The sequence below is a fragment of the Burkholderia sp. 22PA0106 genome (assembly GCF_047497155.1).
GTDB lineage: Bacteria > Pseudomonadota > Gammaproteobacteria > Burkholderiales > Burkholderiaceae > Burkholderia.
Window position 1 is genome coordinate 33259 of sequence record NZ_CP163163.1, and the last position, 26816, is coordinate 60074.

The window sequence follows — 26816 nt, forward strand, 5'->3', positions numbered from 1 at the left end:
CAGAGTTTGCAAGATGAATCCGCGGCGGCCCGCAGTCATGCGCGCCGCCGCTTCGTCCCAATCCAACAATGCCGGCAGGAGCCGGCATTGTCCTTTCGGCAGGTGAATCCATGGCTGTCAACTTCCCTTCGATCGATCCCGCGCAACTGCATCCCGTGGCCGGCGTCACGCTCGGCTGGGCGGAAGCGAATATCCGCAAGCCGAACCGCAAGGACGTGCTCGTCATTTCCGTCGAAGAAGGCGCGACGGTGGCGGGCGTGTTCACCGAGAACCGTTTCTGTGCCGCGCCCGTGATCGTCTGCCGTGAGCATCTGGCAGGCGTGAGCGCCGGCGCGCCGGCGATTCGCGCGCTGGTCGTCAATACCGGCAATGCCAACGCCGGCACCGGCGAGCCGGGCCTTGCCGCCACCCGCGCAACATGTGACGAACTGGCCCGCCTGGCTGGCTTGCAGCCGTCGCAGGTGCTGCCGTTTTCGACCGGCGTGATTCTCGAACCGCTGCCGGTCGATCGCCTGAAGGCCGGCCTGCCCGCCGCGCTGGCCAATCGCGCGGCCGCGAACTGGTTCGACGCCGCGCAGGCGATCATGACCACCGACACGCTGCCGAAGGCCGCCTCGCGCCAGGTCGCGATCGACGGCCATACCGTCACGCTGACCGGCATCAGCAAGGGCGCCGGCATGATCAAGCCGAACATGGCCACCATGCTCGGCTTCCTCGCGTTCGACGCTGCGGTTGCCCAGCCGGTGCTCGACCAGCTCGTGAAGGACGTGGCGAACCGCTCGTTCAACTGCATCACGATCGACGGCGATACCTCGACCAACGATTCCTTCATCCTGATCGCATCGGGCAAATCGAGCCAGCCGGCCATCACGTCGACCGATTCGCCGGCCTACGCGGCGCTGCGCGAAGCCGTGACCGACGTGGCGCAAACGCTCTCGCAACTGATCGTGCGCGACGGCGAAGGCGCGACCAAGTTCATGACGGTGCAGGTCGAAGGCGGCAGGAACGTGGCCGAATGCCGTCAGATCGCCTACGCGATCGGCCATTCGCCGCTCGTCAAGACGGCGTTCTTCGCCTCGGACCCGAACCTGGGCCGGATTCTCGCGGCGATCGGCTACGCGGGCGTGGCCGATCTGGATGTCGGCAAGATCGACCTGTACCTCGACGATGTGCTGGTCGCCAAGGCCGGCGGCCGCAACCCCGAGTACCAGGAAGCGGACGGCCAGCGCGTCATGAAGCAGAGCGAGATCACGATCCGCGTGCTGCTCGGCCGCGGCGACGCGGCAGCGACCATCTGGACCTGCGACCTCTCGCACGACTACGTCAGCATCAACGCCGACTATCGCTCCTGATCGGTTCCCGACTGGCCTTGCGGCGCGTCCGACCGGCGCGCCGTGCCCCTGAATTTCCGGATTCCCAGACAGATGGACAAGCTCGAACAGTTTCTCGATCGCGCCGAAGCGCTGATCGGCCGCTTTGAAGCGCTGCTGCCGCCGGCCCCCGCCGACATCGACTGGAGCGCCGCGAACGCGTTCCGCTGGCGCAAGCGCCAGGGCCGTGGCTACCTACAGGCGGTGCCCGCCATTTCGCAGATCTCGCTCGGCGATCTGCACAACATCGATCGCCAGAAAGGGCTGATCGAGCAGAACACGCGCCAGTTCGTACAGAGCCGCCCGGCCAACAACGTGCTGCTGACGGGCGCGCGCGGCACCGGCAAATCGTCGCTGATCAAGGCCTGCCTCAACGAATTCGCGGCCGACGGCCTGCGTCTGATCGAAGTCGACAAGGACGATCTGCACGATCTCGGCGACATCGTCGACCTGATCTCGGCGCGGCCCGAGCGCTTCATCGTGTTCTGCGACGATCTCTCGTTCGAAGATGGCGAATCGGGCTACAAGGCGCTCAAGGTCGCGCTCGACGGCTCGATCTCGGCGCAATCCGACAACGTGTTGATCTACGCCACGTCGAATCGCCGGCACCTGCTGCCCGAGTACATGAGCGACAACGAGTCGTACAAGCACCTGCCGGACGGTGAAATCCATCCGGGCGAGGTGGTCGAGGAGAAGATCTCGCTGTCCGAGCGTTTCGGTTTGTGGGTCAGCTTCTATCCGTTCAAGCAGGACGACTATCTGGCGATCGTCGGCCACTGGCTGCGCCATTTCGGCTGCAACGACGCCGATGTCGAGGCGGCGCGCGGCGATGCGCTGGTGTGGGCGCTTGAACGCGGTTCGCGCTCGGGCCGGGTCGCATGGCAATTCGCGCGCGATCGCTCGGGCCGTCAGGAGACGGCATGAGCACGGCAACCGAAACCGGCGGCGCGGCGCCGCGCAAGGTCACGGAGGTTGCCGTCGGCGTGCTGGTGCAGCCCGACGGCCGCTATCTGCTCGCGCAGCGTCCGGCCGGCAAGCCCTACGAAGGGTATTGGGAGTTTCCGGGCGGCAAGCTGGAGGCGGGCGAAAGCGTCGAGGCCGCGCTCGCGCGCGAGCTGCACGAGGAGCTGGGCATCCATGTGACGGCCTGCCATCGCTGGCACACGCTCGAGCACGATTACCCGCACGCCTACGTGCGCTTGTTCTTCTGCAAGGTGACGGGCTGGGATGGCGAGCCGCACAGCCGGGAAGGGCAGGCGTTCGTCTGGCAGCATTTGCCGGTGGAGGTCGCGCCGCTGCTGCCGGCTGCACTGCCGGTGCTCGACCTGCTGACCAAGGAAGCCTGCGCGCGTTGAACGATCAGTCGTGACGGCCGTTGCGGTCGTCCGGCTCGTCTTCCGACGACGGTTCGTCGGTGCTGCCGATCCGGTAACGTTCGGCGGCCCAGGCGCCGAGATCCATCTGCTTGCAACGGGCCGAGCAGAACGGGCGGAAGCTGCTTTCCGGAACCCAGCGGACAGGCTTGCCGCAGGCCGGGCATTTGACGACAGTAGTCACGATTTCAGAGATTGCAGAGCGTCAACTGGAACGGTACGTCGATATCGACCGCGCGCGGCCGGACGTCGCCATCCTGGACGGTGAAGCGCACCCACAGCATGTACTTGTTGGCGCTGGCTTCGGGGATCACATGGAGTTCGGGCGGCACGCGCACCTGCATGAGCTGGTAGCTGCGTCCCGACAGCATTTGCTGGTAACTGCCCTGCATCGCCATCACTTTCGACGCCTGGCCCGATTCGCGCGCCAGACGCAGCACGATGGTCGCCGCGTCGCGCAACGGCAGCATCGGCATCGCCCACTTCGCGATGTCCTGGCGCCGCTGCTCGGCGGGCCATTGCTGCCACGCATAGTAGGACGGCAGATCGAATTTGCAGGTACCGCCCGGAATGACGGCGCGGCTGCGAATACTGCTGAGCCATTCGTTGTCGAGCAGATGCTGGCCGGTCTTGCCCTGCATCTGGCTCAGGTTCGCGAGCGTCTGCTCGATTTCGCCGAGCACGGATTCGAGCGCGTTCTGCTCGATGCCGGGATTGCCGCGAAACGGCGCGAGCGTTTGCCGCTGGCGCTCCAGTTCCTTCATCAGGTCCGATTTGAGGTCCGCCCGGCCCGCGACTTCCGCGATTTCGAACAGCGTCGTGAGCGCAACGTGATGCTCCCTCGGGTCTTCCTGCGCGAGGAAGAACGTCAGGCGCTCGAACAAATCTTCGAGGCGCAGCAACGTGCGGATGCGTTCGTTGAACGGATACTCGTAAAGAATCAAGCGCGCTCGCCTAGGTTGGGACAAATGGACCGGAATTGCCGCCCATTCTAATGCCCACTGTCTGGTGTCGCAATCGCGCCATTTTGACCTTGCTTGGCGCGTGCTCCTGCACGGTGCGCGCCGCGCACGAATGCTCAGGACTTCGATGCGGCGAGCGCGAGATAGCGGGTGTGCAGCGCATCGATGCGGGCGTCGAGCACGGCATCGGGCGCATGTTCGTTGACGATCACGTCGTCGGCTGCCGCCAGGCGTGCCTCGCGCGTGGCCTGGCGGGCGACGATCGCCTCGACCTGCTCGCGCGCGAAACCATTGCGCTGCATGACGCGCGTGATCTGTGTTTCCACTTCGCAATCGATCACGAGTACGCGATCGACGCGGCTGCGCCAGCTTCCCGATTCGACCAGCAGCGGCACCACGAAGATCACGTAGGCGCCGGTTGCCAGCGTGGCCTCGCGTTCGGTTTCGGCGCGGATCAGCGGATGCGTGATCGCTTCGAGCCGCTTGCGCGCGGCGTCGTCACCGAACACCAGCGCGCGCATGCGGGCGCGGTCGAGTGCGCCGTCGGCCGCGACGAATTCGTCGCCGAAGGCTGCCGCGATCGGCGCCATGGCACTGCCGCCCGGCGCCGTGACGCGATGAGCAATGGCATCGGTGTCGACCAGCGTGGCGCCGCGCTCGCCGAAGCGGTTCGCCACCGTGGTCTTGCCGCTGCCGATTCCGCCCGTCAATCCAACCGAGAACATGGGGTCAGCCTCCGAGGGCCAGGTAGAACGGCGTGCCATGCAGCAGCGTGACGATGCCGCCGAGCGCGAGGAACGGGCCGAACGGCAGCGGTTCTTCATACCGCATGCGGCCGCGCCACATTGCCACCAGCCCGACCGCTGCGCCGCTCAACGCCGCGATCAGCAGCACCTGCGGCAGCGCAACCCAGCCGAGCCACGCGCCGAGCGCGGCCAGCAGCTTCAGGTCGCCATAGCCGATGCCCTCGATGCCGCGCAGCAGCTTGAACAGCCAGAACACGCACCAGAGGAACAGATAACCGGCAATCGCGCCGATCACCGCCTCGCGCAGTTCGACGAAGTTGCCTGACAGGTTGACGATCAGGCCGGCCCACAGCAGCGGCAGCGTCATCGAATCGGGCAGATAACCGGTTTTCGTGTCGATCAGGCTCATCGCCAGCAGCGTCGCGCACAAGCCGAACGCGGCCAGCGCGGCCGGTGCGGGGCCGAACGCGTAGAGCGAGGCGGCCGCGAGCAAGCCGGAGCCTAGCTCGACGAGCGGATAGCGCAGGCTGATTGGCGTGCGACATCGGGCACAGCGCCCGCGCAGCGCGAGGTAGCTGAATACCGGCACGTTCTCCCAGGCGCGCAGGACATGGCCGCAATGCGGGCAGGCGCTGCGCGGCGCCCAGAGGTCGTAGCGCGGCGGCAGCCCGTCGTCGTGCGCCGGATCGTTGCCCGTTGCCTCCGCGAGCTCCGCCTTCCAGGCGCGCTCCATCATGACCGGCAGCCGATGCGCGACGACGTTCAGGAAGCTGCCGACCACGAGGCCGATCACGACCGCGAACGCGTAGCGAACGGCGGCCGGCAACGCGGCGAACGCGAGCCAGGAATCGGACAGGGCGGAGAGCGAATTCATCGAAGCCGGGGAAATTCAGAGCAGGAACCGGGAGCGATGCTACACCACCACGTTGCCGAGCTGGATGATCGGCAGGTACATGGCGATCACGAGTGCGCCGACCAGCCCGCCGAGCACGATCACGACGAGCGGCTCGCAGAGGCTGGTCAGCGTGCCGATTCGTTCGTCGACCTGCCGCTCGCAGAGCACGGCGATATCCGCCAGCATGGCGTCGAGCGTGCCCGATTCCTCGGCCACGGCGATCGGCTGCACCACCTCGGCCGGGAAGCAGCCGGCCGCGCGCATGGCCGCCGCGAGCCGCTCGCCGCGCAGCAGCCGCGCCGCGATGTCGGGCGTGGCCCGGTCGAATACGGGGTTGCCGGTGGCGTGCGCGAGCGAATCGAACGCGTCGGCCAGCGGCGTGCCCGCACGCAGCAGCGTGCCGAGCGTGCGGCTCCAGCGCGCGGCCGCGAGCGTGCGCAACAACGGGCCGAGCAACGGCAGGCGCAAGGTTGCGCGGCTGATGACGATTTGCGCATCGGGTGAACGGCGCAGCAGCGTGGTGCCGGCGATGACGGCCACCGCACCGGCAAGCAAGGCCGGCGGCCCGTAACGGGCGACGCCATCGGACAGCGCCAGCACGAAGCGAGTGGGCGCGGGCAGTGCCGCGCCGAAGCCCTCGAAAACTTGCGCGAAGGTCGGTACGACCCACACCAGCAGCGCCGCCGTGATCGCCAGTGCGAAGGCCAGCACGGCAGCCGGATAGGTCAGCGCCGAACGCACTCGCGCGCGCAGGGCGGCGGCGTGTTCGCGATCGTCGGCCAGGCGCGCAAGCAAGGCGGCGAGTTGGCCCGAGGCCTCGCCGACCGCGATCAATTGCCGAAACATCGGATCGAACTGGCGCGGATAGCGGCACATGGCCTCCGACAACTGGCTGCCCGCGACGATCGCGCGGGACAGCCCTGCCGCGATGCGTGCGATGTCGTGCCGGCCGCCCGGCTCGGCGAGCAGGTCTAGCGCGGGCGCGAGCGGCAAGCCCGCGCGCAGCAAGCCGCCGAGCTGGCGCGTTAGACGCGTGACGTCGCGCGCCCGCGCAGCCGGTAGGCGGGCCGGGCCGCGATCGGCGAGATCAAGCACGGTGACGCCGCCGCGATGCAGTTGCCGGCGTGCCGCAGCGCCGTCGATGGCGATCAGGGTGCCTTGGCGGCGTGCACCATCTCGCGCCACCCCGGCCCAGCGGAACCGCCGTTCGTCCATCAGCGGCGCGCTCATCCGGCGTCCGTGGCGGCCAATGCCTCGTCGAGGCTGGTGGTGCCGTCGTACACGCGTGCCAGCGCGGCTTCGCGCAAGGTCCGCATGCCGTCGGCCCGTGCTTGCCGGACGAGCGCGCCGATGCCGTTGCGCGCGACGATGGCTTCGCGCAATGCATCCGAGACGCGCATCACCTGATGTATACCGATCCGGCCTCGATAACCGATGCCGTGGCAGGCCTCGCAGCCGGTGGCCTCGAAGGGCTGCCAGCCATCGTCGAGCTGCGCCGGATCGAGGCCGGCGGCTGCGAGCGCGGTGCGGGTCGTGCGCGAGGGCTGGCGGCAGGTGCCGCAGAGCCGCCGCACGAGCCGCTGGGCCGTGACCACGCGCAGCGCCGCCGCGATGTGATACGGCGCGACGCCGATATCTAGCAGGCGGGCAATCGCGCCCGGCGCGTCGTTGGTGTGCAGCGTCGACAGCACGAGGTGGCCGGTCTGAGCGGCCTTCAGTGCGACATCGGCGGTTTCCGTGTCGCGGATTTCGCCAACCATGATGACGTCCGGGTCCTGCCGCAGGAACGCGCGCAGCGCGACGGCGAAATTCAGCCCGGCCTTGTCGCGTACGTTGACCTGATTGAGGCCGTCGAGCTGCAGTTCCGCCGGATCTTCGATGGTGCAGAGATTGCGCGAGGCGAGGTTGAGCCGTTGCAGGCAGCAATAGAGCGTGACCGTTTTGCCGCTGCCGGTCGGCCCCGTAACCAGCGCGAGGCCATGTGGTGCGGCGATCGCCGCATCGAGTTCGGCAGCTTGCTGCGGATCGAAGCCGAGCGCCGGCAGCGACAGGTCGGCCGGCAGCGTGTCGAGCCGGCGCAGCACGAGTTTTTCGCCATGCAGCGTCGGCAGCGAATTGACGCGATAGTCGCCCGTCTGGCCCGGCGCGAGCGTCAGGCGCAGGCGACCGTCCTGCGGCACGCGGCGCTCCGCGATGTCCATCCGCGCGAGCACCTTCAGGCGTGTGACGACACCGTCGCGCAGATGCGCAGGCGGCGCGGCGAACGCATGCAGTGCGCCGTCGATCCGCAGCCGCACGCGCCAGCCGCGTTCGGCCGGCTCGATATGGATATCGGACGCGTCACGCGCGGCCGCCGCTTGCAGGATTTCGTTGACGAGGGCGACGACGGGCGCGTCACCGGCTGACACCGGCGGCGTGAGCCGCGCGGCGTCGGAGGAATGGGGCGTGGACATCGGAAACCGGCCTCGCGGCCGCCTCGGGATTGCGACGAGACGATCATCGCGCGGGCGGTGGCGGGCCGGTAGTCGGCCGAACGGCCAATGGTGCGGGAGCGGCGGCTCCGTCAGGATTCGAATATGACAGGAATCAGCGCAGCAGCCCGCGAGCCGCACGCGTGGTGCGCGGCTTGAACAGCTTGACGGTGCGCACCGCCTGGTCGTCGCTGCGCATGACCTCGAGCATCACGTCGCCGATCTTCATGCATACGTCGCCCTCGGGAATTTCTTCAAGGGTTTCGAGGATCAGCCCGTTGAGCGTCTTCGGCCCCCTGGTCGGCAGGCTCAGATGCAGCCAGCGGTTCAGTTCGCGCAGCGGGATGCCGCCCGACACGATGCACTCGCCGCTGGCGTTCCAGCCGCCGCGCGAGCCGCTGCCGTTCGGCGTCGACGAGGTGAATTCGCCGATCAGCTCCTCGATGATGTCCTCGGGTGTCATGAGGCCTTCGAGCTCGCCGTATTCGTTGACCACCAGCGCGGTGCGCTGGCGGCTCTCCTGGAAATATTGCAGTTGCTGGAACACGGGGGTGCCCGACGGCACGTAATACGGCTCGGCCAGCAGCCGGCGCAGCGTGTCGCGGTCGAGTTCCTGATTGCGCAGCGCAGCTAGCGTCTTGCGCACGTGCAGCACGCCGAGCACCTGGTCGATATCGCCTTGATACACGATCAGGCGGTTGTGGTAGCAGGTTTCGATCTGATGGAGGATGTCGTCGAGCGGCGCGTCGAAGTTCAGCGATTCGATCTGGCGGCGAGGGATCATCACGTCGTCGACGGTGATGTTCTCCAGGTCGAACAGGTTCAGCAGGATGCTGCGGTGCTTGGTCGGCATGAAGCTGCCCGATTCGAGCACGATCGAGCGCAGTTCCTCGATCGAGAAGCGCTGGTCGCGGCCCCCCTTGGTGTTGATGCGCAAGAGGCCGAGCGTGCCGTTCGCGAGCTGATTGACGAACCAGATCACCGGCTTCATCACGCGCATCAGCGGCGCGATCAGCAGGCTGGCCGGCAGGGCGATGCGCTCGGGGTAGGTTGCGCCGACGATCTTCGGCGTGATTTCGGCGAACACGATGATCAGGAACGCCACGATGCCGGTCGCGATCGACAGCACCAGGTTGTCGTGACCGAACGTGCGCAGCGCGATCGAGGTGGTCAGGACCGGGATGATCGTGTTGAACAGGTTGTTGCCGATCAGGATCACGCTCAACAGTTGATCGGTACGCGTCAGCAACCGTTGCGTGGTTTTCGCGCCAAGTGCGTTCTGATTGGCGAGGAGCTTCAACCGATGGCGGTTGAGCGCCATCATGGCCGTTTCAGAAATCGAGAAGAAGCTGGAGCAGAGAAGCAGGACAAAGACGGCGCAGATTTGCGCCCATAAGGGAATGTGGTCCACGCGGATCGGGAACGGTGAGGTTCAGGGATGGGGTGACTATAGCAGAGGGCCGCCCGGCGATCGTGACGGGCCGCAGTACGGCTCGTGGAGGCGCTTGCCGGGGCAGGGCGATGAAATCAGGCAAAAAAAAACCGCATACGAATATGCGGTTTTTTCAAAATTCTGGTCGGGGTGAGAGGATTCGAACCTCCGGCCTCTACGTCCCGAACGTAGCGCTCTACCAGGCTAAGCTACACCCCGAATTGGACTCTTCTGCTACTTCAGTCTCGTTCAAGACTTCCGTGTCGTCGAGTAAGAACATAATTCTAGCAGCGAGTTTTTGAAAATGGAAGAGGGGAATGAAAAAATTGCGTCGGCGGCGGCCTGCGCTTCCTGCCGCGCGCATTCGAGCGTGTGATCGAGGGCGCCCGAACGCGTGATCGCGTCGAAGATCGTGTCGAATCGATCGGTGCCGCCTTGTTCGATCGCGTCGCGCGCGAGCGTCTGCTGTTCGGGCGTGCCGTGCTCGAGCAGATGGATCAGCGGCAGCGTCGGCTTGCCCTCGCGCAGGTCGTCACCGGCGTTCTTGCCCATCGATTCGGCGGTGCCGGCGTAGTCGAGCCAGTCGTCCATGATCTGGAACGCGGTGCCGATACGGCGGCCGTACTCGGCGGCGGCCGCTTCGACCGTTGCGTCGGCGCCGGCCAGCACGGCGCCCAGGCGCGCGGACGCCTCGAACAGCTTCGCTGTCTTGTAGCGGATCACCTGCATGTAGCGCGATTCGTCCACATCGGCGTCATGCATGTTGAGCAACTGCAGCACTTCGCCTTCGGAGATGATCGTGGTGGCTTCCGAGAGGATTTCCATCACGCGCATCTTGCCGACGCCGACCATCATCTCGAACGAACGGGAATAGAGGTAATCGCCGACCAGCACGCTCGCGGCATTGCCGAACAGCGCGTTGGCCGTCTTGCGGCCGCGACGCAGTTCCGATTCGTCGACGACATCATCGTGCAGCAGCGTGGCCGTGTGGATGAACTCGACGACCGCGGCCAGCGTGTGGCGGTGGCTGGAGCTGTCGCCCAGCGCGCCCGCGACGAGCAGCAGCAGTGCCGGGCGCAGCCGCTTGCCGCCCGCGCCGATGATGTATTCGGCGATCTGGTTGATCAGCAGCACATCGGACGACAGGCTCTGCCGAATGACGCGGTTGACCTGCTCCATATCGTCGGTGATCGGGGCCAGCAGTTGGGCGGCGCTCGGGGAAGGGGAGGCAGTGGACGACATGATCATGGAATGGGGTAGTGCGCCGGATTATAAGGCGATTCGGGAGATCGCCGGGCCGTAGCCTGCCGGACGGCCAGGTTTGCTTCGCACGTGTCGCACCGGAGCACGCGGCGGCGGCCGGATCCGACGCGTGTTTCACGCCCCGTTTCACACGGCCGGCACCCGACGCCAGGCGGGGCAAGGGCTTTCCGAGGGTCGTATCGACCGGCGCGGCGCGCGGCGGAGGCGCTTGCGCGGGCGATCGCGATTGGCTTTGACCTATCTCCTAACTCTCTGTATAATCACGCGTTTTCCACGCACGGTGCATGGAAAAACAGATCTAGAGTGAGGTTTGCAATGTACGCGGTCATAAAAACCGGTGGCAAGCAGTATAAGGTTGCTGTCGGCGAAAAATTGAAAGTAGAACAGATACCGGCAGACATTGACGCAGAAATCACGCTCGACCAGGTTCTCGCAGTGGGCGAAGGCGAATCGATTCAGTTCGGTACGCCGCTGGTCAGTGGGGCTTCCGTCAAGGCTACCGTTGTGTCGCACGGTCGTCATGCCAAGGTCACCATCTTCAAGATGCGTCGCCGGAAGCACTACCAAAAGCACGGCGGCCACCGCCAGAACTACACCGAACTGCGCATCGACGCGATCACCGCGTAAGCGCTACGGTAAAGGAGCTATCAAATGGCACACAAAAAGGCAGGGGGTTCCTCCCGTAACGGCCGCGACTCCGAATCGAAGCGCCTCGGCGTGAAGGTTTACGGCGGTCAGGCCATCAATGCCGGCGGCATCATCGTTCGTCAGCGCGGCACGCGCATGCACCCGGGCGATAACGTCGGTATCGGCAAGGACCACACGCTGTTCGCACTGGTTGACGGCCACGTCAAGTTCGCGACCAAGGGCGCGGACAAGAAGCACCTGGTTATCGTCGTCCCGGCTGCTGCGTAAGTTTTCGCCGGTTCGGGCTTCATAGCCACAAAGGCCCCGCTGAAAACGCGGGGCCTTTTTCATTTGCGCGACGCCGCGCGTCTGGCCGGGTCGGCCCGACCTGGCCGAATGGCCGAATGGTCAAGCGCGGCGGCTCGCGGCACAATATTGGTTCACATTCTGGGCGGAGCAACGGATGAAGTTCATTGACGAAGCGCGAATCGAAGTCATCGCCGGGGACGGAGGTGATGGCAGCGCGTCGATGCGCCGCGAGAAGTTCGTTCCGTTCGGCGGGCCGGACGGCGGCGACGGCGGCCGAGGCGGCAGCGTGTATGCGGTGGCTGACCGCAACATCAATACGCTGATCGACTATCGGTTCTCGAAAAAGCACCTGGCGCGCAACGGCGAAACCGGCCGTGGCTCGGATTGCTATGGCAAGGGCGGCGACGACATCACGCTGCGCATGCCGGTGGGCACCATCATTACCGACATGGATACCGGCGAGCTGATCGCCGACTTGACCGAGCACGAGCAGAAGGTGCAGGTCGCGGAAGGCGGCGCGGGCGGCCTCGGTAACCTGCACTTCAAGTCGAGCACGAACCGTGCGCCGCGTCAGAAGACCGACGGCAAGCCCGGCGAGCGACGCATGGTGAAGCTCGAACTGAAGGTGCTGGCCGACGTCGGCCTGCTCGGCATGCCGAATGCGGGCAAGTCCACCTTCATTTCGTCGGTGTCGAACGCCAGGCCGAAGATTGCCGACTACCCGTTCACGACGCTCGCGCCGAATCTCGGCGTGGTGCGCGTCGGCCCGAGCAAGAGCTTCGTGATCGCCGATATTCCGGGGCTGATCGAAGGCGCGGCCGAAGGCGCGGGCCTTGGCCACCAGTTCCTGCGCCACCTGCAGCGCACCGGCGTGCTGCTGCACCTGGTCGATCTCGCGCCGTTCGACGAGAACGTCGACCCGGTGGCCGAGGCGAAGGCGATCGTCGGCGAACTGCGCAAGTACGACGAATCGCTCTACGAAAAGCAGCGCTGGCTCGTGCTGAACAAGCTCGACATGGTGCCGGAAGACGAGCGCGCCGAACGCGTTGCCGATTTCATCAGCCGTTTCGGCTGGGAAGGCCCGGTGTTCGAGATCTCCGCGCTGACGGGGCAGGGCTGCGAAAGCTTGATCTATGCGGTGTACGACTACGTGTCGGCGCACTCGGATGCGCATCGTGCGGCCGAAGCCGAGGATCTCGCCGCCGACGTGCGGTTCCGCGAAGCGCCGGGCGTCCATCCTGCGTCGCCGGAGCCGGGTGCCGAGCCGGCAGGCGAGTAATCGTACCCGGGCGGCTCAGGCCGCTGACCGATGCGCGGCAGGCTGCTCCGGCCGCCGCGCTCCGATTGAATTGCGCTTCACTACAGGAGCAGCGCACGATGCGTTCGATCATCGCCGATTCGAAGCGATTGGTTGTGAAGGTAGGTTCCAGCCTCGTCACCAACGACGGGCGCGGGCTCGATCATGCCGCGATCGGCCGCTGGGCCGCCCAGATCGCCGCACTGCGCGAGGCCGGCAAGGAGGTCGTGCTGGTCAGCTCGGGCGCGATCGCCGAGGGCATGCAGCGGCTCGGCTGGAGCAAGCGTCCGCGTGAAATCGACGAGTTGCAGGCCGCCGCCGCGGTCGGTCAGATGGGGCTGGCGCAAGTCTACGAAAGCCGTTTCGGCGAACACGGTATCCGCACCGCCCAGATCCTGCTGACCCACGCCGACTTGGCGGACCGCGAGCGTTATCTGAATGCGCGCTCGACGCTGCTCACGCTGCTGCGTCTGGGCGTGGTCCCGATCATCAACGAGAACGACACGGTCGTTACCGACGAAATCAAATTCGGCGATAACGATACGCTGGGTGCACTCGTCGCGAACCTGATCGAAGGCGATGCGCTCGTGATCCTGACCGATCAGCCGGGGCTGTTTACGGCCGATCCGCGCAAGGATCCGAAAGCCACGCTGGTGCAGGAGGCCGATGCCGGCGCGTCCGATCTCGAGTCGATGGCCGGCGGCGCGGGGTCGAGCCTCGGCCGTGGCGGCATGCTGACCAAGATCCTCGCGGCGAAGCGCGCGGCGCATAGCGGCGCAAACACCGTGATCGCGAGCGGCCGCGAGGCCGACGTGCTTGTGCGGCTCGCGGCGGGTGAAGCGATCGGCACCCAGTTGATCGCGCGCACGGCGCGCATGGCGGCGCGCAAGCAGTGGATGGCCGATCACCTGCAGGTGCGTGGCCACGTCGTCATCGATGCGGGGGCGGTCGAGAAGCTGACCAGCGGTGGCAAGAGCCTGCTGCCGATCGGTATCGTCAATGTGCAGGGCGTGTTCGCGCGCGGCGAGGTGATCGCCTGCGTCAACGACGCAGGCCGCGAGATCGCGCGCGGGCTGACCAATTACAGCAGCGCTGAAACCAAGCTGATTCAGCGCAAGCCGAGCAGCGAGATCGAAACCGTGCTCGGCTACATGCTCGAGCCCGAGCTGATTCATCGCGACAACCTCGTGCTGATCTGACGCACGTCGGGCTGCCAACGCCGTAAAAAACAAAGCCCGCTGATGCGGGCTTGTTTTTTTGACTTCCTGGTAACGAAACGCGTTGCGGCGACCGCGGCCGTTCAGCGAATCTGTTGACTCAGGATCGTGCGGTGCGCGCGCAGGTTCTCGATGATCGCCTTGGTGGTGGCGGCCGGCATCTTGTTCGAGCAGAAGTAGTCCTGGTAGAGCGCGGCGCGATAGGCGTTCAGGTTGCCATTCTCGATGCGCGTCCAGTCGGTTTCGACGGTGCGGTCCCAGCCGTCGTGGTCGGCGTTCAACGCCGCGTACTGGCGCCATTCATAGGTGTCGCAGCGGATCGCTTCGTAGGTCACGTTGCGCGCGCCGGCCGGGCTGGTAATGACCGACGTGTAACGAACGATGCCGTCGGTGCCGACAGCCAGCGACTTGTCGTCGACGGAAAACTGCAGCGGCGTGTTCTGCGAGACTTCGAACGGGATCAGGTTCGAGGCTTGTGGCAACGGCGGGAGCGTGTCGACCTTGTTTTCCTGCCAGGTCGGATGACGGTCGAGCAGATAGACGAACGTGCTGTTGTCCTTGCTGTCCTTGCCGTCCTGGTCGGACGGCTGACTTTGCGTTTTGGAGTGAGCGCAGCCGGCCAGCACGGCGACCGCAGCCAACGATGCTGCGGCAAGAGCGAACGATTTCAAATTGCACACCTCGAAAAAAGGGCGCGGCAACCGCTGCCGCGCCCGGACATGCTTCATGGTTTTCCCGGTCGGCGGGATCAGTCGCGCAGCAGGTAGCGAACCGGGGGCTCGTCGAGCACGCTAGCGCCCGGCTCGACCTCGGAACACACCTGCGATGCGTCGATCGGATGAACCCCGATCATGCGCGGATAACGCGTGGGCCGCACTGCGGCGCGCGTTTTGTTGCCGTCGGGCCGCTGCGCCGGCCGGCGCAGGAAACGCGACAATTCCGTCAACGCCAACTGATAGACATCCCGCTTGAACTCGATCACTGCGTCAAGCGGCACCCAGTACTCGTTCCAGCGCCAGGCATCGAACTCCGGGTGGTCGGTTGCGCGCAAGCAAATGTCGCAATCGCGTCCGACCATCCGCAGCAGAAACCAGATCTGCTTTTGCCCGCGATAATGCCCGCGGACTTCACGCTTGATGAACTTGTCCGGCACCTCGTAACGCAACCAGTCGCGTGTGCGGCCGATGATCTTGACGTGCTCGGGAAGCAGGCCCGTCTCCTCGTGCAATTCCCTGAACATGGCCTGCATCGGGGTCTCACCATACTTGATGCCCCCTTGCGGGAATTGCCAGGAATGCTCACGAAGCCGTTTGCCCCAAAACACCTCATTGTGCGCGTTCAAGAGGATGATGCCGACGTTCGGGCGAAAGCCTTCACGATCCAGCATACAACCACCTTCGAATCCTTTAAAATTGCTTTGATTATAAACAGATAACGGGCGCCGCGCACCGCATTGGCCCGAATCTCGGCGAGGTTCGCAGCTACACTGTCCCCGATTCGTCTGCTACGTCATCTGCGCCGCGATCGCCTCGTTGCACACCGTTGCGCGCAGTTATCCACCCCTTTTCGCCTTTTTCCGGCGGCCCCGCGTTGGGCCGTCGTTTCTGGAACTGTCCGCATGAAAGCCTCCCGTTTCTTTATCGGCACCCTGAAGGAAGCTCCCGCCGACGCCGAGATCGTCAGCCACAAACTGATGGTGCGCGCCGGCATGATTCGCCGCGTCGCCGGCGGTATCTACAACTATCTGCCGATCGGCCTGCGCTCGATTCGCAAGGTCGAGGCGATCGTGCGCGAGGAGATGAACCGGGCAGGTGCGATCGAACTGCTGATGCCGGCCGTCCAGCCGGCCGAGCTGTGGCAGGAATCGGGCCGCTGGGTGCAATACGGCCCCGAACTGCTGCGCTTCAAGGATCGCAAGGACAACGACTTCGTGATCGGGCCGACGCACGAGGAAGTCATCACCGACATCGCGCGCGCGCAGATCAAGAGCTACCGGCAAATGCCGGTGAACTTCTATCAGATCCAGACCAAATTCCGTGACGAGATCCGCCCGCGCTTCGGCGTGATGCGCGGCCGCGAATTCATCATGAAGGACGCCTATTCGTTCGACAAGGATCAGGCCGGCCTCAAGGAGTCGTACCGCAAGATGTACGAAGCCTACGTGCGCGTGTTTACGCGCATCGGCCTCGAATTCCGCGCGGTGGCGGCCGACAACGGCTCGATCGGCGGCAGCGGCTCGCATGAATTCCACGTGATCGCGGACACCGGCGAGGACGCGATCGCCTATTGCCCGACCTCCGATTTCGCGGCGAACGTCGAGGCGGCCGAAGCGCTGCCGCTGATCGCCAGCCGCGCGGCGCCGGCCGAGGCGCTCGCCAAGGTCGCCACGCCGGGCAAGGCGAAGTGCGAAGCGGTGGCCGAGCTGCTGAATATCCCGCTGGAACGCACCATCAAGTCGATCATCGTCGCGACCGACAACGAAGGCGCCGAGCCCACCATCTGGCTGTTGATGATGCGCGGCGATCACGAACTGAACGAGATCAAGGCGTCGAAGCAGCCGGGCCTGGCCGGTTATCGCATGGCGACCGAAGCCGAGATCGTCGAATGGTTCGGCACGCCGCCGGGCTACCTCGGCCCGATCGGTACCAAGAAGCCGGTCAAGGTGATCGCCGATCGCACGGTCGCGAACATGAGCGATTTCGTGGTGGGCGCCAACGAGGTGGATTACCACATCGCCGGCGTGAACTGGGGCCGCGACCTGCCCGAGCCGGTCGTCGCCGACCTGCGCAACGTCAGGAAGGGCGACGCGTCGCCTGACGGCAAGGGCGTGCTCGACATCTGCCGCGGCATCGAGGTCGGCCATGTGTTCCAGCTCGGCACCAAGTACTCGAAGGCGCTCGGTTCGACGTTCCTCGATGAAAACGGCAAGCCGCAGCCGATGGAAATGGGTTGCTACGGGATCGGCGTCACGCGCATTCTCGGCGCCGCGATCGAACAGAACTTCGACGACAAGGGCATCATCTGGCCCGAATCGATCGCCCCGTTCCAGGTCGTGCTGTGCCCGATGGGCTATGACCGCAGCGAAGCGGTGCGCGAAGCGGCCGATACGCTGCACGCCGACCTGCTGGCAGCCGGCATCGACGTGATCCTCGACGATCGCGGCGAGCGCCCGGGCGTGATGTTCGCCGATTGGGAACTGATCGGCGTGCCGCACCGCCTCGTGATCGGCGATCGTGGCCTGAAGGACGGCAAGATCGAGTATCAGGGCCGTCGCGAAACCGAGGCGACGCTGCTGCCGGTTCAGGGCGCGGCGCTGACGGTGATCGAAAAGGTGCGCGAAGCGCTCGCGCGCTGAACGCGGGCCGGCGGGAAGGGCGCCTCGGTGCGCCGTTCCCGGGGCCGCCCATGAAAAAACGGCTCGCGTTCTGGCGCGAGCCGTTTTGTTTTGTGCGCGGGCGCCGCGCGCGTGGCGCTGGCGTTGGCCGGCGTCAGACCTCGGCCGTCAGCGCGCGGATCGTCGGCAGGTTGCGCCAGTAGCCCTTGGCATCCATGCCGCAGCCGAACACGTAACGATCCGGCACCGAAAAGCCGCAGAAATCCGGATGCAGCGGCTTGTCCTTGGCGAGCGTCTTTTCGCACAGCACGGCGGACAGGAACCGCTTCGCGCCCATGTCGAGGATGCGGTCGCGGATCGCGGCCATCGTTTCGCCTTCGTCGAGGATGTCGTCGAGCACGATCACGATGCGATCCTTCACCGATTCGCGCGGCGCCACGCGCCAGTGCATTTCCGGGCTGCCCTGGGTGGTGTTCCGGTAGCGCGTCAGGTGGATGTAGTCGAACTCGAGCGGGAAATCGAGGTGCGGCAGCAGCATGCCGGTAAACACGGCCGCGCCGCCCATCACCGACAGCACGAGCGGGAACGCATCGCCGATTTCGTCGCGGATCGCGGAGGCCATCCGCGAGATCGAGGCGTTGACCTCCTCGGCGGAGACGATCTGCTCGGAGTGCTGGAATATCTGAAGGGCTTCTTCGCGGTTCATGGGTTCTGAGGTGCGATCGGATCAATCGGAAACGGCCCGCGAACGGGCCGGCGGACGATGCGTGAGTAGGATATACCTCGCATCGTGCCGCGTGGGGCGCGGCAAAATTCGATGCGGGGCCGCTTAACGCATGCCCGGCATCATGCCCTTCAGGCCGCGCATCATTTTCTGCATGTTGCCGCCCTTCAGCTTCTTCATCATGGTGCGCATCTGGTCGTACTGATTCAGCATGCGGTTGACTTCCTGCACCGGCACGCCCGCGCCGGCCGCGATGCGGCGCTTGCGGGTGGCCTTGATCAGTTCGGGCTTGGCGCGCTCGGTCGGCGTCATCGAGTTGATGATGCCTTCCATGCGGCGGATCTGCTTCTCGGCCATGCCCATGTTGGCGCCGGCGGCGGCTTGCTGGAACTGCGCCGGCAGCTTGTCCATCAGCGACGACAGGCCGCCCATGTTCTTCATCTGGGAGATTTGCGCACGGAAATCGTCGAGGTCGAAATCGCCGCCCTTCTTGACCTTGTTGGCGAGCTTTTCGGCCGCCTGCATGTCGACGCCGCGCTGCGCTTCCTCGACCAGCGCGAGGATGTCGCCCATGCCGAGGATGCGGTTCGCCATGCGATCCGGGTGGAACACTTCGAGGCCGTCGAGCTTTTCGGCCACGCCGACGAACTTGATCGGCTTGCCGGTGATGTGGCGCACCGACAGCGCCGCGCCGCCGCGCGAATCGCCGTCGAGCTTGGTCAGCACCACGCCCGTGAGCGGCAGGGCGTCGTTGAACGCCTTGGCGGTGTTGACGGCATCCTGGCCCAGCATCGCGTCGACCACGAACAGCGTTTCGGCCGGATCGAGCGCCGCGTGCAGGTCGGCGATTTCCTTCATCATCGCCTCGTCGATACCGAGGCGGCCGGCCGTGTCGACGATCAGCACGTCGCAGTAATGGCGCTTGGCCCAGTCGACCGCGGCGCGCGCGATCTCGACGGGCTTCTGGTCCGGCGTGGACGGGAAGAATTCGGCGCCGACCTGTTCGCTCACCGTTTTCAACTGGGCGATCGCGGCGGGGCGGTAGATGTCGCACGACACCGTCAGCACTTTCTTCTTCTGCTTGTCGCGCAGCAGCTTGGCGAGCTTGCCGACCGTGGTGGTCTTGCCCGCGCCTTGCAGGCCGGCCATCAGGATGATCGCGGGCGGCGTGACGGCGAGGTTCAGCTCGGCGGCCTTGCCTTCGTAGTCGCCGCCGATCACGGCGGTCAGTTCCTTCTGCACCACGCCGACGAGCGCTTGGCCCGGCGACAGGCTGCTGATCACATCCTCGCCGAGCGCCTTTTCCTTGACCTTGGCGATGAATTCGCGGACGACCGGCAGCGAAACGTCGGCCTCGAGCAGCGCGAGACGGACTTCACGCAGCATCTCCTGCGTGTTCGCTTCGGTGAGACGGGCTTCGCCGCGCAGCGTCTTGACGACGCGCGCCATCCGTTGGGTGAGATTGTCGAGCATGGGGAGCGATGGACAGTGGGGCCTGAAGGCTGGCGTCGGCTATATTGACAGCCGTCGCAGGCAAGGGGCCTAGTGTAAACTTCGAACATGGATATTGTACTGTATGCCCTCACCGCGCTCCTGTACGGCGGCCTGTCCGTCGCAGGATGGCGCGCGCACCGTTCCGGCCTTGCGCAGCCGCTCGTCGCGAGCGTGCCTCCCGTGCCGCGGGACCTGCGCGCATCCGCCGCGTCCGGGGTGAGCGGCACGGGCCGCGCGCTGCTGTTCGCGGCGCTGCTCGCCCACGGCGTGCTGCTGCACGCCACCATCTTCCCGCACGATTCGATGGTGTTCGGCTTCGCGTTCGCGTTGTCGGCGATGTTCTGGCTCGGCGCCGGCATCTACTGGATCGAGAGCTTCTTCTTCCGGCTCGACAGCCTGCGCCTGCTGGTGCTGCCGCTGGCCTGCGCCGCTTCGCTGCTGCCGCTCGCGTTCGGCGGCGTGCGCGTGCTGCCGTATGCGGCCGCGCCATTGTTCAAGATGCACTTCCTGATCGCCAACATCGCCTACGGATTGTTCGCGATCGCGGCACTGCACGCGGTGCTGATGCTGATGGTCGAGCGCCGCCTGCAGGCGCTGCGGCAAGGCGCGCGGATCGAGTCGGCCAGTTTCCTGGCGGGCTGGCTCGAAACGCTGCCGCCGCTGCTGACGCTCGAAAAGCTGCTGTTCCGTCTGATCGCCGCCGGCTTCGTGCTGCTGACACTCACGCTCGCCTCGGGCATCCTGTTCAGCGAGCAGGTGGATGCGCGCGCGCTGCGCTTCGATCACAAGACGGTGTTCGCGATCCTCTCGTGGTTCATGTTCGGCGGTATCCTCGTCGCGCGCCGCCTGTCGGGCTGGCGCGGGCGCGGCGCCGCACGCTGGGTGCTCGCCTCGTTCGGCGCGCTGCTGCTCGCCTATGTCGGCAGCCGCTTCGTGCTCGAGGTGCTGCTGCACCGTTCCGTGGTCTGATGGTCTGAATTCGATGCGTAACCTTCTCCTGCTGATCCTCCTGTTCTTCGCCGGCTCCTGGGTGGCGCGCAAGCTGCGCCAGGCGCAGGAACGCACCGCACGTGGCGTTTCGGCCGGCGGCCCGTCTTCCGGGCGCGGCCCCGGCTTCGGCGGCGCTCGACCGTCGGCCGAGCGTGCCGCCGCGCTGCCCGAGCCGATGGTGCGCTGCGCGCACTGCGGCGTGCACACGCCGAAGGGCGAGGCGGTGTCCGCCGGCGGCGAATTCTTCTGCAGCACCGAGCACGCGGCACGTCACACGACGTCGGCCAGCCGCGGCGCGTGACGCAAGCGCTGCCGGTGATCGACGCGTACGGCTGGGTGCGTGATGCGCGCCACGCGCCGTCGCCGAATCACGAGGCCAGGCCGGCAGGGGTGACGCCCACGCTGCTGGTGGTGCACAACATCAGCCTGCCGCCCGGCGAGTTCGGCGGCGAGGCGATCGAGGCGCTGTTCCAGAACCGGCTCGATTGCGATGCGCATCCCTATTTCGACGCGAACCTGCGCGGCCTGCGCGTCTCGGCGCATTTCCTGATCCGCCGCGATGGCGAGCTGGTGCAGTTCGTGTCGTGCGACGCGCGCGCCTGGCACGCCGGCGCGTCGAACTTCCTCGGCCGCGAGCGATGCAACGATTTCTCCATCGGCATCGAACTCGAAGGCGCCGACGACCAGCCGTTCGAGCCGGCGCAATACGCCACGCTGGCCACGCTGACGCGTGCGCTCGTCGCCCGCTATCCGGTCGAGGCAGTGGCCGGCCATGCCGACATCGCGCCGGGCCGCAAGACCGACCCCGGCCCGTGCTTCGATTGGCAACGCTATGCGAGCGATACCGGCCTCGGCCCCGAATCCTTTCCTTATCGTCGCTAACCGGGCAAGCGTCGAGCACCGCTCGGCACGCTGCGCTGCCGCGACGATTTCGCTCGATCCTTGCCCCGTCTACGCCTTCGCCAATGTGCTTCGCTGTCAATAGCGAAGCCCCAAATTTTCCGTTTTGAGATAGCAAGAACGTCCACTATACTTGGTGCCAGTTGACGAGTTTGTCACTAGATATAGTGTTAAAACAGTGGGCACCGCCAAGGTGGCCCGCTCCACCGGCAGGGGGCTGCCGGCACGAATTCTGAGCGCGGCGCCCGGCCAGCCCGGCGCGCCGCGGATAGCGCAGACACACCAGGCGGCAAGGGGCGCGATACGCATGACGAAAGCAGACGTCGGTTGTACGGTATCGCGCGGCCCGTGCCGCTATTGTGTTTTGCCGCCCGCGCCAAGCCCGGCGCATTAATCTTCAAATCCGCGGATCTCTCCGCACCATCCAACACCAGGAGCTTTGCACATGCAAACGACCGACACCGGGACGTCCCAATACGAGAGCGCGCAGCGCCCTCTTGGAACGGCTTCGCAGGCGCCCGCACTGGCGCCGCAGACGACGTTCGCCGACTACAAGGTGATCCGCCGTAACGGCAGCGTGGTGGCGTTCGAGCCGTCGAAAATCGCGATCGCCGTGACGAAGGCGTTCCTCGCGGTGAACGGCGGCCAGGGTGCCGCGTCGGCGCGTGTGCGCGAGCTGGTCGAGCAACTGACGCAAAGCGTCGTGCGCGCGCTGGTGCGCAGCCGCCCGAACGGCGGCACGTTCCATATCGAAGACATCCAGGATCAGGTCGAACTGGCGCTGATGCGCGGCGGCGAGCACAACGTCGCACGCGCCTACGTGCTGTACCGCGAGAAGCGTCACCTCGAGCGCGCGCATGCCGACGCGCCGGTCGACGCACCGGCCGGCACCACCGGCCTGAACGTGACCGACAAGGGCGTGACGCGTCCGCTCGACCTGGCCGACCTGCGTGCACTGGTCGGCGCGGCCTGCGAAGGGCTGGGCGATGCCGTCAACCCGGAGCCGATCGTCACGGAAACGATCAAGAACCTGTACGACGGCGTGCCGTTGAGCCAGGTCTACGATTCGGCGATCCTGGCCGCCCGCACGATGATCGAGAAGGACCCGGCTTACAGCCAGGTCACGTCGCGCATCCTGCTGCACACGATCCGTCGCGAAATCCTCGGCGAGGAAGTGCTGCAAGGCGAGATGCAGGCGCGCTACGTCGAATACTTCCCGCAATTCCTGAAGCGCGGCGTCGAAGCCGAGCTGCTCGACGACAAGCTGCTGCAGTTCGATCTGCCGCGCCTGGGTGCCGCGCTCGACGCAAGCCGCGACTTGCAGTTCGGCTATCTGGGCCTGCAGACGCTGTACGACCGCTACTTCCTGCACGTCGACGGCACCCGCATCGAAATGCCGCAAGCGTTCTTCATGCGCGTGGCGATGGGCCTGTCGCTGAACGAAGTCGACCGCGAAGCACGGGCGATCGAGTTCTACAACGTGCTGTCGAGCTTCGACTTCATGAGCTCCACCCCGACGCTGTTCAACTCGGGCACGCGCCGCTCGCAACTGTCGTCGTGCTACCTGACGACGGTTGCCGACGATCTCGACGGCATTTATGAAGCGCTGAAGGAAAACGCGCTGCTCTCGAAGTTTGCCGGCGGCCTCGGCAACGACTGGACGCGCGTGCGTGCGCTCGGTTCGCATATCAAGGGCACGAACGGCAAGTCGCAAGGCGTGGTGCCGTTCCTGAAGGTCGTCAACGACACGGCCGTGGCGGTCAACCAGGGCGGCAAGCGCAAGGGCGCGGTGTGCGCGTACCTCGAAACGTGGCACCTCGACATCGAGGAATTCCTCGAGCTGCGCAAGAACACCGGCGACGATCGCCGCCGCACCCACGACATGAACACGGCGAACTGGATTCCCGACCTGTTCATGAAGCGCGTGATGGAAGGCACCGACTGGACGCTGTTCTCGCCGTCGACCTGCCCGGATCTGCACGACAAGTTCGGCGCCGAATTCGAAGCGGCCTATGTCGGCTACGAACAGAAGGTTGCGCGCGGCGAGCTGAAGCTGTTCAAGAAGATTCCGGCGCAGCAACTCTGGCGCAAGATGCTCGGCATGCTGTTCGAAACGGGTCACCCGTGGATCACGTTCAAGGATCCCTGCAATATCCGTTCCCCGCAGCAGCACGTCGGCGTGGTCCACTCGTCGAACCTGTGCACGGAAATCACGCTGAACACGAGCGACACCGAAATCGCGGTCTGCAACCTCGGCTCGGTCAACCTCGTCGCTCACCTGGTCAAGCAGGCGGACGGCAACTACGCGCTCGACCACGACAAGCTCAAGCGCACCATCAGCGTGGCGATGCGCATGCTCGACAACGTCATCGACATCAATTACTACGCGGTGGCGAAGGCACGTAACTCGAACCTGAAGCACCGCCCCGTCGGCATGGGCATCATGGGCTTCCAGGATTGCCTGCACCTGCTGCGCACGCCGTTCTCGTCGGATGCGGCGGTCGAGTTCGCCGACCGTTCGATGGAAGCGGTCTGCTACTACGCCTACTGGGCGTCGACCGAGCTGTCGGAAGAGCGCGGCCGCTACTCGAGCTACCGCGGTTCGCTGTGGGATCGCGGCATCCTCCCGCAGGATTCGCTGAAGCTGCTGGAAGAAGCGCGCGGCGGCTATGTCGAAGTCGACATGAGCGAATCGCTCGACTGGGCGCCGCTGCGTGAGCGGATCGCCGTCCACGGCATGCGCAACTCGAACTGCATCGCGATCGCGCCGACCGCCACCATCTCGAACATCATCGGCGTCTCGCCGTGTATCGAGCCGACCTTCCAGAACCTGTTCGTGAAGTCGAACCTGTCGGGCGAGTTCACGGTGGTCAACGAGTTCCTGGTGCGCGACCTGAAGGAACGCGGCCTGTGGGATGAAGTGATGGTCGCCGACCTGAAGTACTTCGACGGCATGCTCTCGCGCATCGATCGAATCCCGTCGGACCTGCGCGCCATCTACGCGACGGCGTTCGAAGTCGATCCGAAGTGGCTGGTCGAAGGCGCCTCGCGTCGTCAGAAGTGGATCGACCAGGCGCAATCGCTCAACATCTTCATGGCCGGTGCATCGGGCAAGAAGCTCGACGAGATCTACAAGCTCGCTTGGCTGCGTGGCCTGAAGACCACCTACTATCTCCGCACGATGGCGGCGACGCACGTCGAGAAGTCGACGGTGGCGCACGGCGCACTGAACGCGGTGCCGTCCGGCGGCATGAGCGGCGGCGGTTCGGCCGGTGGTGCGCAAGGCGCGGCCGGTGGTTTCGGCGCGGCGGGTGGCTCGGATGTGTCGGGCGCCTTGAACGCGGCACCCATCGAAGCCGATGGTCCGGTCTGCACGATGCGTCCGGGCGACGCGGGCTTCGAAGAGTGCGAAGCGTGCCAGTAAGCGCGGCACGTTGAAGTGAACGCGGCGCGCATTCGAGACGAAGGTTGAACTGCGCGCCGTCGTTGACTACAAACGGATAAGGAATCCGTACTTTGGCAGTCTCGCGACACGCATCGCGAGTGCCGTGAGCGGGACGATCGGGCGACGCAGTCGCACACTCGACGATCATCGCTCGATGTCCCGAACCCACCGCATCACTCGCGAGTCATGCATCGCGATCGGTCTCATGCTGCGCGAAGTGTTGTATCGAGGTCGCAGCGCGAATCGAAAACAGGATTTTTCATGAGCGAACCCTTTTATCGCTCAAGAAAAGATGGTACAAACCGTTCTAAATTGATGGTGAGAATTTATGCTCAATTGGGATGACGAGAAGACGGCCGCAACGCCCGCGAGTGGAGCGCAACGCGCCCCCGCCGGAATGGCTGTCGGTGTGCAGGCAGCGCCTGCCGCTCATCAGGCTCCGTCGGTACGCGACATTTTCGAAGGCGACCTCGCGGTCGCACCGTACGCACCGGCGGCAGCGCCCTTGGCCGGCTCGCAAGAGCGCGTCAATATCGACGACAAGCGCATCATCAACGGCAAGACCGACGTCAATCAGTTGGTGCCGTTCAAATACAAGTGGGCGTGGGAAAAGTATCTGGCGGGTTGTGCGAACCACTGGATGCCGCAGGAAGTGAACATGTCCCGCGACATCGCGCTGTGGAAAGACCCGAACGGTCTGACCGAAGACGAGCGCCGCATCGTCAAGCGCAACCTCGGCTTCTTCGTGACGGCCGATTCGCTCGCCGCGAACAACATCGTGCTGGGCACCTATCGCCACATCACCGCGCCCGAGTGCCGGCAGTACCTGCTGCGCCAGGCGTTCGAGGAAGCGATCCACACCCACGCCTATCAGTACATCGTCGAATCGCTCGGCCTCGATGAAGGCGAGATGTTCAACGCGTATCACGAGATCAAATCGATCCGCGACAAGGACGAGTTCCTGATTCCGTTCATCCACACGCTGACGGACCCGGCGTTCGTGACGGGCACGCCCGACGCGGACCAGAAATTGCTGAAGTCGCTGATCGTGTTCGCCTGCATCATGGAAGGCCTGTTCTTCTATGTCGGCTTCACGCAGATTCTCGCGCTGGGCCGCCAGAACAAGATGACGGGCGCCGCGGAACAGTATCAGTACATCCTGCGCGACGAGTCGATGCACTGCAATTTCGGCATCGACCTGATCAACCAGATCAAGCTCGAGAATCCGCATCTGTGGACGAACGAGTTCCGCGCCGAGATCCGCGAGCTGTTCAAGCATGCAGTCGAGCTCGAGTATCGCTACGCTGAAGACACGATGCCGCGCGGCGTGCTCGGTCTGAACGCGGGCATGTTCAAGGGTTATCTGCGCTTCATCGCGAATCGTCGTTGCCAGCAAATTGGCCTCGACGCGCTTTATCAGAACGAAGAAAACCCGTTCCCGTGGATGAGCGAGATGATCGATTTGAAGAAAGAGCGGAACTTCTTCGAGACGCGAGTGATCGAGTATCAGACGGGTGGCGCGCTGTCCTGGGAATAACCCGGGCGCGACTCCGTCAGCAGCATGTGAACCGCCGGGCGTGCACGCCCGGCGCAAGGTTTAGGAGCAGAACGCCTGATGCAAAGCGTGGCCTGCGCCGATACGGCGCTCAGATATGACAGGCACCTTGCGAACCCTTCAGTGGGCTGGGCAAACTTCCCTCCGGAAAAGCCGGCAGGCCTCGAGCCTCCCGTCTTTATCAAGCGATTCGGGGCGACGGCGCGAACGGCGTCGGCTGCCCACTTGATCTGGCGCGCGGTGCCGCAGGGCACGGCGCGCCTTACCGTATTCATTAGCGTAAGCGCGAGCAGGAAGCGTACGCCGATGAATAGCCCGCTTCGTAGCGCGCGTAACGCCTATACCGTCCGCGAGAAACGGGTTTTGACGAAGGGTGTTTGAACTGACTCTCATCTGAACCTGAAGGAGAACA

Annotated in this window: 25 protein-coding genes, 1 tRNA gene and 1 pseudogene; 14 read left to right on the forward strand and 13 right to left on the reverse strand. The window is 65.2% G+C overall.

The genetic code is table 11. The features are described from left to right. Positions 1–110 precede the first annotated feature (110 nt). The 3 genes from argJ to AB4850_RS15075 all read left to right on the forward strand — a co-directional run bounded on the left by argJ (position 111) and on the right by AB4850_RS15075 (position 2725). Positions 111–1352 (forward strand): bifunctional glutamate N-acetyltransferase/amino-acid acetyltransferase ArgJ, encoded by a 1242-nt coding sequence (gene argJ / locus AB4850_RS15065; RefSeq protein ID WP_414443840.1) that lies wholly within the window; start codon positions 111–113, stop codon positions 1350–1352. Positions 1353–1424: 72 nt separating this feature from the next. Then, positions 1425–2294 carry an ATP-binding protein gene (locus AB4850_RS15070; protein ID WP_414443841.1) on the forward strand — a complete coding sequence of 290 codons (870 nt, stop codon included), beginning with the start codon at positions 1425–1427 and terminating at the stop codon, positions 2292–2294. Further along, positions 2291–2725: an NUDIX domain-containing protein gene (locus tag AB4850_RS15075; RefSeq protein ID WP_414443842.1), complete on the forward strand. Its 435-nt coding sequence runs from the start codon at positions 2291–2293 to the stop codon at positions 2723–2725. Before AB4850_RS15070 ends, AB4850_RS15075 begins: the two co-directional genes overlap by 4 nt. Positions 2726–2729: 4 nt before the next feature. Here the strand turns inward: AB4850_RS15075 and AB4850_RS15080 are convergent, their stop codons facing one another. The 9 genes from AB4850_RS15080 to AB4850_RS15120 all read right to left on the reverse strand — a co-directional run bounded on the left by AB4850_RS15080 (position 2730) and on the right by AB4850_RS15120 (position 10491). Then, positions 2730–2927 carry a DNA gyrase inhibitor YacG gene (locus AB4850_RS15080; protein ID WP_414443843.1) on the reverse strand — a complete coding sequence of 66 codons (198 nt, stop codon included), beginning with the start codon at positions 2925–2927 and terminating at the stop codon, positions 2730–2732. Between the two features lie 4 nt (positions 2928–2931). Continuing rightward, on the reverse strand, positions 2932–3687 hold the full coding sequence (zapD, locus tag AB4850_RS15085; RefSeq protein WP_414443844.1) for a cell division protein ZapD: 756 nt from the start codon (positions 3685–3687) through the stop codon (positions 2932–2934). A 134-nt stretch (positions 3688–3821) separates the two neighbouring features. Further along, positions 3822–4430, reverse strand: coding sequence for a dephospho-CoA kinase (gene coaE, locus AB4850_RS15090; RefSeq protein WP_414443845.1), 609 nt, complete (start codon positions 4428–4430; stop codon positions 3822–3824). 4 nt (positions 4431–4434) lie between these two features. Then, a complete protein-coding gene (locus AB4850_RS15095) occupies positions 4435–5325 on the reverse strand; it encodes a prepilin peptidase (RefSeq protein WP_414443846.1) in 891 nt (296 codons plus the stop codon). 39 nt (positions 5326–5364) lie between these two features. Beyond that, positions 5365–6576 carry a type II secretion system F family protein gene (locus AB4850_RS15100; RefSeq protein ID WP_414443847.1) on the reverse strand — a complete coding sequence of 404 codons (1212 nt, stop codon included), beginning with the start codon at positions 6574–6576 and terminating at the stop codon, positions 5365–5367. Next, the gene (locus AB4850_RS15105; protein WP_414443848.1) at positions 6573–7799 is read right to left on the reverse strand and encodes a GspE/PulE family protein; all 1227 of its coding nucleotides are present in this window, start codon (positions 7797–7799) and stop codon (positions 6573–6575) included. Before AB4850_RS15105 ends, AB4850_RS15100 begins: the two co-directional genes overlap by 4 nt. A 133-nt stretch (positions 7800–7932) precedes the next feature. Further along, positions 7933–9228 (reverse strand): HlyC/CorC family transporter, encoded by a 1296-nt coding sequence (locus AB4850_RS15110; protein WP_414443849.1) that lies wholly within the window; start codon positions 9226–9228, stop codon positions 7933–7935. Between the two features lie 163 nt (positions 9229–9391). Further along, a tRNA-Pro gene (locus tag AB4850_RS15115) sits at positions 9392–9468 on the reverse strand. Between the two features lie 30 nt (positions 9469–9498). Then, positions 9499–10491: a polyprenyl synthetase family protein gene (locus AB4850_RS15120; RefSeq protein WP_414443850.1), complete on the reverse strand. Its 993-nt coding sequence runs from the start codon at positions 10489–10491 to the stop codon at positions 9499–9501. Between the two features lie 336 nt (positions 10492–10827). On the opposite strand from AB4850_RS15120, the gene rplU reads away from it, so the two are divergent. The 4 genes from rplU to proB all read left to right on the forward strand — a co-directional run bounded on the left by rplU (position 10828) and on the right by proB (position 13944). Further along, the gene (gene rplU / locus AB4850_RS15125) at positions 10828–11139 is read left to right on the forward strand and encodes a 50S ribosomal protein L21 (RefSeq protein WP_091010980.1); all 312 of its coding nucleotides are present in this window, start codon (positions 10828–10830) and stop codon (positions 11137–11139) included. Between the two features lie 24 nt (positions 11140–11163). Continuing rightward, on the forward strand, positions 11164–11427 hold the full coding sequence (rpmA, locus tag AB4850_RS15130; protein ID WP_278651142.1) for a 50S ribosomal protein L27: 264 nt from the start codon (positions 11164–11166) through the stop codon (positions 11425–11427). A 175-nt stretch (positions 11428–11602) separates the two neighbouring features. Continuing rightward, positions 11603–12727 carry an Obg family GTPase CgtA gene (gene cgtA, locus AB4850_RS15135; RefSeq protein ID WP_414443851.1) on the forward strand — a complete coding sequence of 375 codons (1125 nt, stop codon included), beginning with the start codon at positions 11603–11605 and terminating at the stop codon, positions 12725–12727. A 98-nt stretch (positions 12728–12825) separates the two neighbouring features. Beyond that, on the forward strand, positions 12826–13944 hold the full coding sequence (gene proB / locus AB4850_RS15140; protein WP_414443852.1) for a glutamate 5-kinase: 1119 nt from the start codon (positions 12826–12828) through the stop codon (positions 13942–13944). 101 nt (positions 13945–14045) lie between these two features. On the opposite strand, the gene AB4850_RS15145 is transcribed toward proB, so the two are convergent. After that, positions 14046–14633 (reverse strand): CNP1-like family protein, encoded by a 588-nt coding sequence (locus AB4850_RS15145; RefSeq protein WP_414443853.1) that lies wholly within the window; start codon positions 14631–14633, stop codon positions 14046–14048. 77 nt (positions 14634–14710) lie between these two features. Beyond that, on the reverse strand, positions 14711–15349 hold the full coding sequence (locus AB4850_RS15150; protein WP_414443854.1) for an RNA pyrophosphohydrolase: 639 nt from the start codon (positions 15347–15349) through the stop codon (positions 14711–14713). A gap of 231 nt (positions 15350–15580) precedes the next feature. Here AB4850_RS15150 and AB4850_RS15155 point away from each other — a divergent pair, with 231 nt between their 5' ends. Next, complete coding sequence (locus AB4850_RS15155) at positions 15581–17317, forward strand: proline--tRNA ligase (protein WP_414443855.1); 1737 nt, start codon at positions 15581–15583, stop codon at positions 17315–17317. A gap of 133 nt (positions 17318–17450) precedes the next feature. Here AB4850_RS15155 and AB4850_RS15160 read toward each other — a convergent pair whose 3' ends face one another. Both AB4850_RS15160 and ffh read right to left on the reverse strand, forming a co-directional pair. Further along, a complete protein-coding gene (locus AB4850_RS15160) occupies positions 17451–18002 on the reverse strand; it encodes a hypoxanthine-guanine phosphoribosyltransferase (RefSeq protein WP_414443856.1) in 552 nt (183 codons plus the stop codon). Positions 18003–18125: 123 nt separating this feature from the next. Further along, entirely contained in the window at positions 18126–19493 is a 1368-nt protein-coding gene (gene ffh / locus AB4850_RS15165) for a signal recognition particle protein (protein ID WP_414443857.1), read from the reverse strand. A gap of 87 nt (positions 19494–19580) precedes the next feature. Between ffh and AB4850_RS15170 the strand changes: the two genes are divergently transcribed. The 6 genes and pseudogenes from AB4850_RS15170 (at position 19581) to AB4850_RS15195 (ending at position 26790) form a co-directional block, all read left to right on the forward strand. Beyond that, the gene (locus AB4850_RS15170) at positions 19581–20483 is read left to right on the forward strand and encodes an inner membrane protein YpjD (RefSeq protein WP_414443858.1); all 903 of its coding nucleotides are present in this window, start codon (positions 19581–19583) and stop codon (positions 20481–20483) included. Positions 20484–20496: 13 nt separating this feature from the next. Then, a complete protein-coding gene (locus tag AB4850_RS15175) occupies positions 20497–20805 on the forward strand; it encodes a PP0621 family protein (protein ID WP_414443859.1) in 309 nt (102 codons plus the stop codon). Next, complete coding sequence (gene ampD / locus AB4850_RS15180) at positions 20802–21386, forward strand: 1,6-anhydro-N-acetylmuramyl-L-alanine amidase AmpD (protein ID WP_414443860.1); 585 nt, start codon at positions 20802–20804, stop codon at positions 21384–21386. Before AB4850_RS15175 ends, ampD begins: the two co-directional genes overlap by 4 nt. A gap of 463 nt (positions 21387–21849) precedes the next feature. Next, positions 21850–24828, forward strand: coding sequence for a ribonucleoside-diphosphate reductase subunit alpha (locus AB4850_RS15185; protein ID WP_414443861.1), 2979 nt, complete (start codon positions 21850–21852; stop codon positions 24826–24828). 349 nt (positions 24829–25177) lie between these two features. Next, a complete protein-coding gene (locus AB4850_RS15190) occupies positions 25178–26386 on the forward strand; it encodes a ribonucleotide-diphosphate reductase subunit beta (protein WP_414443862.1) in 1209 nt (402 codons plus the stop codon). Between the two features lie 78 nt (positions 26387–26464). Next, positions 26465–26790, forward strand: a pseudogene (locus AB4850_RS15195) (hypothetical protein). Positions 26791–26816 lie beyond the last annotated feature (26 nt).

Excerpts from the sequence above, each read along its gene's own strand:
- AB4850_RS15100 (WP_414443847.1), bottom strand. The coding sequence starts at position 6,576 with ATGAGCGCGCCGCTGATGGACGAACGGCGGTTCCGCTGGGCCGGGGTG.
- AB4850_RS15095 (WP_414443846.1), bottom strand. The coding sequence starts at position 5,325 with ATGAATTCGCTCTCCGCCCTGTCCGATTCCTGGCTCGCGTTCGCCGCG.
- AB4850_RS15120 (WP_414443850.1), bottom strand. The coding sequence starts at position 10,491 with ATGTCGTCCACTGCCTCCCCTTCCCCGAGCGCCGCCCAACTGCTGGCC.
- cgtA (WP_414443851.1), top strand. The coding sequence starts at position 11,603 with ATGAAGTTCATTGACGAAGCGCGAATCGAAGTCATCGCCGGGGACGGA.
- AB4850_RS15075 (WP_414443842.1), top strand. The coding sequence starts at position 2,291 with ATGAGCACGGCAACCGAAACCGGCGGCGCGGCGCCGCGCAAGGTCACG.
- rplU (WP_091010980.1), top strand. The coding sequence starts at position 10,828 with ATGTACGCGGTCATAAAAACCGGTGGCAAGCAGTATAAGGTTGCTGTC.
- AB4850_RS15185 (WP_414443861.1), top strand. The coding sequence starts at position 21,850 with ATGCAAACGACCGACACCGGGACGTCCCAATACGAGAGCGCGCAGCGC.
- AB4850_RS15190 (WP_414443862.1), top strand. The coding sequence starts at position 25,178 with ATGCTCAATTGGGATGACGAGAAGACGGCCGCAACGCCCGCGAGTGGA.
- proB (WP_414443852.1), top strand. The coding sequence starts at position 12,826 with ATGCGTTCGATCATCGCCGATTCGAAGCGATTGGTTGTGAAGGTAGGT.
- argJ (WP_414443840.1), top strand. The coding sequence starts at position 111 with ATGGCTGTCAACTTCCCTTCGATCGATCCCGCGCAACTGCATCCCGTG.
- AB4850_RS15160 (WP_414443856.1), bottom strand. The coding sequence starts at position 18,002 with ATGAACCGCGAAGAAGCCCTTCAGATATTCCAGCACTCCGAGCAGATC.
- AB4850_RS15070 (WP_414443841.1), top strand. The coding sequence starts at position 1,425 with ATGGACAAGCTCGAACAGTTTCTCGATCGCGCCGAAGCGCTGATCGGC.
- coaE (WP_414443845.1), bottom strand. The coding sequence starts at position 4,430 with ATGTTCTCGGTTGGATTGACGGGCGGAATCGGCAGCGGCAAGACCACG.
- AB4850_RS15150 (WP_414443854.1), bottom strand. The coding sequence starts at position 15,349 with ATGCTGGATCGTGAAGGCTTTCGCCCGAACGTCGGCATCATCCTCTTG.
- AB4850_RS15170 (WP_414443858.1), top strand. The coding sequence starts at position 19,581 with ATGGATATTGTACTGTATGCCCTCACCGCGCTCCTGTACGGCGGCCTG.
- AB4850_RS15105 (WP_414443848.1), bottom strand. The coding sequence starts at position 7,799 with ATGTCCACGCCCCATTCCTCCGACGCCGCGCGGCTCACGCCGCCGGTG.
- AB4850_RS15175 (WP_414443859.1), top strand. The coding sequence starts at position 20,497 with ATGCGTAACCTTCTCCTGCTGATCCTCCTGTTCTTCGCCGGCTCCTGG.
- AB4850_RS15155 (WP_414443855.1), top strand. The coding sequence starts at position 15,581 with ATGAAAGCCTCCCGTTTCTTTATCGGCACCCTGAAGGAAGCTCCCGCC.
- rpmA (WP_278651142.1), top strand. The coding sequence starts at position 11,164 with ATGGCACACAAAAAGGCAGGGGGTTCCTCCCGTAACGGCCGCGACTCC.
- ffh (WP_414443857.1), bottom strand. The coding sequence starts at position 19,493 with ATGCTCGACAATCTCACCCAACGGATGGCGCGCGTCGTCAAGACGCTG.